Here is a 6,000-nt window from a genome sequence, read left to right as displayed (position 1 = left end):
CAGGTGAGCGCGGCATTGAAGGCCGGGTAGATGAACGACATGAGCACGCCGATGACGACCGCGGCGCACGCGGTGAGGATGGGCACCAGGCGGCGGCCGGAGAAGAAGCCGAGGTAGTCGGGCAGCTGGGTGCGGTGAAAGCGGGTCCACAGCGAGGCCGCGGTCAGACCCATGACGATGCCGCCGAGGACGCCGAAGTTCACCAGTTGCGAGGCCTTGGCGGTGGCCATGTCGGCCACGATGGGGCAATCCCAGTTCGCCGCACGGAACAACCAGCCCAGGACCGGACCACAGCTACCATCCAGCACCACCGGCGACATGGCCTTGAGGACACCGGTGAAGGCGAGGTATCCGACCACCGCGGCCAGTGCCGTGGACCCGTCGGACTTCTTCGCCCAGCCGATGGCGATACCCACCGCGAACAGCAGCGGAAGGTTGTCGATGAGCGTCCCGCCCGCGCCCGCGAGGACCGCGGCGACCGAGTGCAGGGGCGAGAATCGGCCGAGCATGTCGTCCTGTCCCAGCCTCAACAACAGGCCCGCGGCAGGTAGCGTGGCAATCGGCAGCATCAAGCTGCGGCCGAGCTTCTGCAGTCCGGATAGATCGAGCTTCTTACGAGAGCTCTCGGCGGCGGAATCGGCCATGGCGGGTCCTCAGATCAGTTAGCGTCACTGGTTATAACCAGACATATACTGGTTATAACCAGTTCTGTCTACTCGACACGCACGGAGGAAATATGTCGAAAGCGAATCAGATCGTCGCGGGCCTGGGTGGCGCGGACAATATCGTCGAGGTGGAAGGCTGCATCACCCGTTTGCGCGTGGAGGTCAAGGACGCGGGCAAGGTCGACGACAAGGCGCTCAAGGCCGCCGGCGCGCACGGCGTCGTGAAGATGGGCGACGCGGTGCAGGTCGTCGTCGGACCCACCGCCGACGCGCTCGCCGAAGACATCAACGACATGATCTGACCGCCATGCGCACCGAGATTCTCGCGCCGCTCGCCGGCCGCTCCATGCCCCTGTCCGAGGTCCCCGATCCGGTCTTCTCCGCGGAGATGGTGGGCGCGGGCGCGGCCATCGAACCCCCCGACACCGATGCCGCCACCACCGTGGTCGCCCCGGTCGCCGGATCGATCGTGAAACTGCACCCGCACGCGGCGGTCATCGTGACCGCCGACGGCACCGGCGTACTGCTGCACGTCGGCATCGACACCGTCGGCAAGCCGGATCTGTTCGAGGTCAAGGCCGCCGAGGGCGATCGGGTCGAGGTGGGCGATCCGCTGATCACCTTCTCCCCCAACGCGGTTCGACGCCTGGGCCTGAGCGCCTCGGTGCCGGTGGTGGTCATGGACAGCACCCCCGGTTCGGCCCGCGGGGTCGTCGCCGGTGAGATCGCGACGGGCGCGGTCCTTTTCACCATCTGATCCCGTAACGACACGAGCCGCTGTCCCGGATGGGGCAGCGGCTCAGTCGTTTCCGGGCGTCGGGCGGCTAGGCGTCCTCCGCCGAGACGGTCATGTACACCTGGTAGCGGTCGGCCCGGTACCAGGACTGCGCGTGTTCGACGGCCCGATCACGCGAGTACGAGATCCGGTCGAAAGCCAGGAGCGGGGAACCGGTTTCGGTGCCCAGCCAGCCCGCGTGCCGTTCGTCGGCGGCCACCGCGCGCACACTCTGCTCGGCCCGGTCGATCGGGCAGTCGTACTCCCGCGAGAACAACGCGTACAGCGATTGCGTCAGTTCGTGATCCAGCAGGTCCGGCAGCAGATCGACGCGGTACCAGCCGTCGTCGATCGACATGGGCAGGCCGTCGGCCAGCCGCAGCCGGACCAGGTGATAGGCCTTGGTGTTCGCCGCCAGCCCCAGCGCGCTCGCCGAAGCGGCGGGCGGCACCGCGTAATCGGTGTGCAGGACCACGGTGCCGGGGGTGCGGCCCAGGCGGCGCATGTCGTCGGTGAACGACGCCATGTGCAGCCGCGATCGGGCCACCCGTTCGGCCACGAAGGTGCCCTTGCCGGGGACGCGGGTGATGACGCCCTCGGATTCGAGCTGGCCCAGCACCTCGCGCACGGTCATGCGGCTGACGCGGTAGTCGTCGCAGAGCTGGCGTTCGCTGGGCAGCATCTCACCGGGACGCAGGGTGGCGCACAGGGTGGTGAGGGCCGACCGCAACTGTGCCTGCTTGGTCACCCGACCCGGCACGTCGTTCCGGTTCTTTCCGCCCCCGCCTGCTGCGGGCGCGGTCATTTCTCGTTGCGCGCCTTGGGGAATCGCTTCTGACGCGCGACCCAACCCGCCATCTTGGCCCAGTGCCCCTTCGCGGGGGTCACCTTGGAGATCAGCTCGCGGTCCCATTCGTCGGCCTCGGTCAGGCCGTCGACGGTCTCGACGAGGGCCTTGGCGGCCTCCAGCGAGCCGACGACCCGGTCACCCATCACGCCGTCGGCGCCGACGAGGGTGACACGGACGCCGATGCGGCCGATGGGCTGCAGCACCGCGGTCGCGGAGCCGCCGTGCTCGGCGACGAATCCCTTGACGGAATCCACGACGGACGGCGACAGCTTCTCGGGTGCCGGGGCGGCGGTAGCGCTCATGTGTCGCAGTTTACCCACCGGTAAATCAGCGTCCATGGACCGCCGTGCATGTCACACTCGGCGTGCCGCCGCGCATGCCGATTCCGGCCCGGTGTCAGACTGGTCGGCATGCGCGCCATCCAGGTTTCCGAGCACGGCGGTCCCGAGGTCCTGCGGCTGGTGGAGGTGCCCAACCCACAGGCGGGTCCCGGGCAGCTGCTGGTGCGGACGCAGGCCATCGGAATCAACTTCATCGACACCTACATTCGGACCGGGCGCTACCCGCAGCCGGTGCCCTACATCCCGGGCGCCGAGGGCAGCGGCGTGGTGGAGGCCATCGGGGACGGCGTCACCGACTTCCGGGTCGGGGACCGGGTGGCGTGGGCGGCCGCGCCGGGCAGTTACGCCGAACTGGTGGCCGTGCCTGCGGCCGTGGCGATTCCGGTGCCCGACGGGGTGGACGCGCCGGTGGCCGCGTCGGCGCTGTTGCAGGGCATGACCGCGCACTACCTGATCGAGTCGATCTACAAGCCCGAGCCGGGCGAGACGGTCCTCGTGCACGCGGGCGCGGGCGGGGTCGGGCTGATCCTGACCCAGCTGCTGAGCGCGCGCGGGGTGCGGGTGATCACCACGGTGTCGACCGACGACAAGGAGAAGCTGTCGCGCGAGGCCGGGGCCGCCGAGGTGCTGCGCTACGACGAGGACATCGCCGCGCGCGCCCGCGAACTCACCGGTGGGGAGGGCGTGGCCGCGGCCTACGACGGGGTCGGCGCGTCCACCTTCGAATTCAGCTTGGCCGCGACCCGGATCCGGGGCATGGTGGCGCTGTTCGGCGGGGCCAGCGGGCCGGTGCCGCCGTTCGATCTGCAGCGGCTCAACCCGCTGGGCTCCCTGTTCGTGACCCGGCCGACGCTGGTGCACTACACCCGCGATCGGGCCGAATTGCTCTGGCGGGCAGGCGATATCATGGACGCCATCGCCGCGGGGACGCTGCGGGTACGGGTGGGCGGCAGCTATGCGCTCGCCGACGCCGAGCAGGCGCATCGGGACCTGGAGGGTCGCCGGACCACGGGCTCGATCGTGCTGGTGCCCTGAGGTTTTCGTCAGTCGGGATCGCGGCCGGTGAGGCCGCGGTAGACGAATCGGGTGAGGGCGTCCACGGCCTGCTCGTCGGTGAGCGCCAGGCCGCCCTCCTCCACCGCCTGCAGCAGGCCCGTCGCCGAGGCGAACATCATGGACAGGCTCGCGTCGGCGGAGCCGGGTAGGCGCGGGCCCGCCGGGCCGAATCCGTCGAGATGGTCGGCCACCTCGTCGCGCTGCTCGGTCGCGAAACGCGTTGCGATGCGGGCGAAGTCGTCGTTGACCAGGGCGGCCTGCTGGACGGCGCGCAGCACCGGCCAGTTCTTGCGGGCAAAGGCCCAGTAGCTCGCAATGTGGTAGCGCACCGCGGCCGGATCGGTGAAGTCGGCGATGTGCGCGGGATCGGCGGCGGAGACGTCGCTCTCGTCGGCCAGGTCCTTCAACAGCGCTTGGAGCAGTTCTTCCTTGCTCGCGAAGTGGTTGTAGAACGAGCCCGCGGCACGATCGGCCGCGGCGGTGATGTCGGTGATCTTCGTGTTCAGGTAGCCGCGCTCGGCGAACAGCCGCTGGGCAGCGGCTTTGAGCGCCTGCTCGGTCTCGGCCGACCTCTGACTGCGGCGTGCTGCCACGATCCACCTCCTTGACAGCGGAAGGTACCACCCAGAATACTGAATCTACGTTCAGTGAATGTGTATTCAGTATTGGAGTTGTCATGAATCCGCAGGTCATCATTGCCGGAGCCGGGCCGACCGGACTCACTCTCGCCATCGATCTGGCGCGTCGCGGAGTGGCGGTGCGCATCGTGGACCGCGCCGCGGAGTTCTTCGCCGGATCGCGCGGGGACGGGTTGCAGCCGCGCACCCTCGAGGTTTTCGACGATCTCGGCGTCCTCGACGCGGTGCTGGCCCAGGGCGCGCCGCAGGCCCCGCTACTGGTCCACCTGGACGGGGAGTTCGTGATGGAGCGGCGGATGAGCGTCTGGCGCGAGCCCAGCGCCGATGTGCCGCACCCGAATCCGTGGGTGCTCGCCCAGGCCGACACCGAACGGGTGCTGCGCGAGCGACTGGCGGAGTTCGGGGTGCGGGTCGAATCCGGCACGGCGCTGGTCGATTTCAGCGTCGACGCGGACGCGGTGACGGTGACGCTGGAGCACGACGGCGTGACCGAGCAGGTACGGGCCGGGTACCTGGTGGGGGCGGACGGCGGTCGCAGCACCGTGCGCAAGGCGCTCGAGATCGCGTTCGAGGGCGTCACCGACGAATCGATTCGCCTGCTGCTCGGGGATGTGCGCGCGGACACCCTCGACCATTCCGTGGGCTACTGGTTCGCCGATTCCGGCTCCCCCATGGACGGAATCGCGTTGATGCCCTTGCCCGGCGGGCGGAAGTTCCAGTTCGCGACCGGACTCGACGCCGACTCCGGGACCGGTCTGGAGGTATTGCAGGAGCACGTGACGCGCCGGTCCCGCCGCGACGACATCGTGCTCAGCGACCTGAGCTGGTCGACGGTGTGGCGGCCGAATGTCCGTCTGGCGCAGCGGTATCGGTTCGGGCGGGTGTTCCTGGCCGGAGACGCGGCGCACGTGCATCCGCCGACCGGCGGGCAGGGACTCAATACCGGCGTTCAGGACGCCTACAACCTCGGCTGGAAACTCGCGGCCGCGCTGCGCGATCCGGGGGCCGCGACCGAGGCCCTGCTCGACAGCTACGAGACCGAGCGGCGGGCGGTGGCCGCGCGGGTGCTGGGCCTGAGTGCCGAGCTGCTCGACAAGACGGTGAAGGGCGATCCGGACGCCATGGATCGGGAGGGCACCCATCAGCTCGACATCAGTTATCGGGACGCTCAGGACAATTCGCCCGGAGTGCGGTCCGGGGACCGCGCACCGGACGCACCGCTGACCGACGCGAACGGCAAGACCGTCCGATTGTTCGACCTGTTCCGTGGTCCGCACGCCACCCTGCTCGCGTTCGGGCGGGACACGACCGGCGATCCGGACCACTCCCTCGCGACCGACCTGCGGACCGTACGCCTGGTCGGAACCGAAACCGCGCTGGTCGAAGGCGAATTCAGCGATGCCGAGGGGCATGCGCGCCGCGCTTACGACGCCGCCGACGGCACCTGGGTGATCGTCCGCCCCGACGGACATCTCGGCGCTGCCGGCACCGCTACCGCGCGGTAGCGCACGCGTCCCGGGTTCCCGGCTCCGAGCTGTGCACCCCTGGGAACCCGGGAGCCGCGTGAACCGTGCAGAATGATCATGCTGCCGCGCAAGACGATTCGCCCGGACCGAACATTTTCGGCCACGCGAGGGAGTCGCGACCCCGTAAGGTGGTCGCGGCGAGGGTTCGG

8 protein-coding genes are annotated in these 6,000 nt (G+C 69.4%); 4 read left to right on the top strand and 4 right to left on the bottom strand.

Going from position 1 to position 6,000, the window contains the following annotated elements:
* On the bottom strand, positions 1–644 hold a 644-nt coding region (locus ACFV4K_RS21605), incomplete at its 3' end, for a PTS transporter subunit EIIC (RefSeq protein ID WP_379277140.1).
* Between the two features lie 92 nt (positions 645–736).
* On the opposite strand from ACFV4K_RS21605, the gene ACFV4K_RS21600 reads away from it, so the two are divergent.
* Together ACFV4K_RS21600 and ACFV4K_RS21595 are read left to right on the top strand one after the other, a co-directional pair.
* Positions 737–967 carry a glucose PTS transporter subunit EIIB gene (locus ACFV4K_RS21600; protein ID WP_213556172.1) on the top strand — a complete coding sequence of 77 codons (231 nt, stop codon included), beginning with the start codon at positions 737–739 and terminating at the stop codon, positions 965–967.
* Between the two features lie 5 nt (positions 968–972).
* On the top strand, positions 973–1,422 hold the full coding sequence (locus ACFV4K_RS21595; RefSeq protein WP_379277139.1) for a PTS glucose transporter subunit IIA: 450 nt from the start codon (positions 973–975) through the stop codon (positions 1,420–1,422).
* A gap of 67 nt (positions 1,423–1,489) precedes the next feature.
* On the opposite strand, the gene ACFV4K_RS21590 is transcribed toward ACFV4K_RS21595, so the two are convergent.
* Both ACFV4K_RS21590 and ACFV4K_RS21585 read right to left on the bottom strand, forming a co-directional pair.
* On the bottom strand, positions 1,490–2,188 hold the full coding sequence (locus ACFV4K_RS21590; protein ID WP_379277137.1) for a GntR family transcriptional regulator: 699 nt from the start codon (positions 2,186–2,188) through the stop codon (positions 1,490–1,492).
* Positions 2,189–2,241: 53 nt separating this feature from the next.
* The gene (locus ACFV4K_RS21585; RefSeq protein WP_379277136.1) at positions 2,242–2,592 is read right to left on the bottom strand and encodes a hypothetical protein; all 351 of its coding nucleotides are present in this window, start codon (positions 2,590–2,592) and stop codon (positions 2,242–2,244) included.
* Positions 2,593–2,700: 108 nt separating this feature from the next.
* Between ACFV4K_RS21585 and ACFV4K_RS21580 the strand changes: the two genes are divergently transcribed.
* Positions 2,701–3,666, top strand: coding sequence for a quinone oxidoreductase family protein (locus ACFV4K_RS21580; protein ID WP_379277134.1), 966 nt, complete (start codon positions 2,701–2,703; stop codon positions 3,664–3,666).
* Between the two features lie 8 nt (positions 3,667–3,674).
* Here ACFV4K_RS21580 and ACFV4K_RS21575 read toward each other — a convergent pair whose 3' ends face one another.
* On the bottom strand, positions 3,675–4,280 hold the full coding sequence (locus ACFV4K_RS21575) for a TetR/AcrR family transcriptional regulator (protein WP_379277133.1): 606 nt from the start codon (positions 4,278–4,280) through the stop codon (positions 3,675–3,677).
* 83 nt (positions 4,281–4,363) lie between these two features.
* Between ACFV4K_RS21575 and ACFV4K_RS21570 the strand changes: the two genes are divergently transcribed.
* Entirely contained in the window at positions 4,364–5,830 is a 1,467-nt protein-coding gene (locus ACFV4K_RS21570) for an FAD-dependent monooxygenase (protein ID WP_379277131.1), read from the top strand.
* Positions 5,831–6,000 lie beyond the last annotated feature (170 nt).

The organism is Nocardia sp. NPDC059764 (assembly GCF_042732555.1).
GTDB lineage: Bacteria > Actinomycetota > Actinomycetes > Mycobacteriales > Mycobacteriaceae > Nocardia.
The sequence above is the reverse complement of the archived record's forward strand: the minus strand, read 5'-3'. Positions and strand labels throughout refer to the sequence as shown.

Coding starts and splice junctions, on each gene's coding strand:
- ACFV4K_RS21600 (WP_213556172.1), top strand. CDS start 737: ATGTCGAAAGCGAATCAGATCGTCGCGGGCCTGGGTGGCGCGGACAAT.
- ACFV4K_RS21595 (WP_379277139.1), top strand. CDS start 973: ATGCGCACCGAGATTCTCGCGCCGCTCGCCGGCCGCTCCATGCCCCTG.
- ACFV4K_RS21585 (WP_379277136.1), bottom strand. CDS start 2,592: ATGAGCGCTACCGCCGCCCCGGCACCCGAGAAGCTGTCGCCGTCCGTC.
- ACFV4K_RS21580 (WP_379277134.1), top strand. CDS start 2,701: ATGCGCGCCATCCAGGTTTCCGAGCACGGCGGTCCCGAGGTCCTGCGG.
- ACFV4K_RS21570 (WP_379277131.1), top strand. CDS start 4,364: ATGAATCCGCAGGTCATCATTGCCGGAGCCGGGCCGACCGGACTCACT.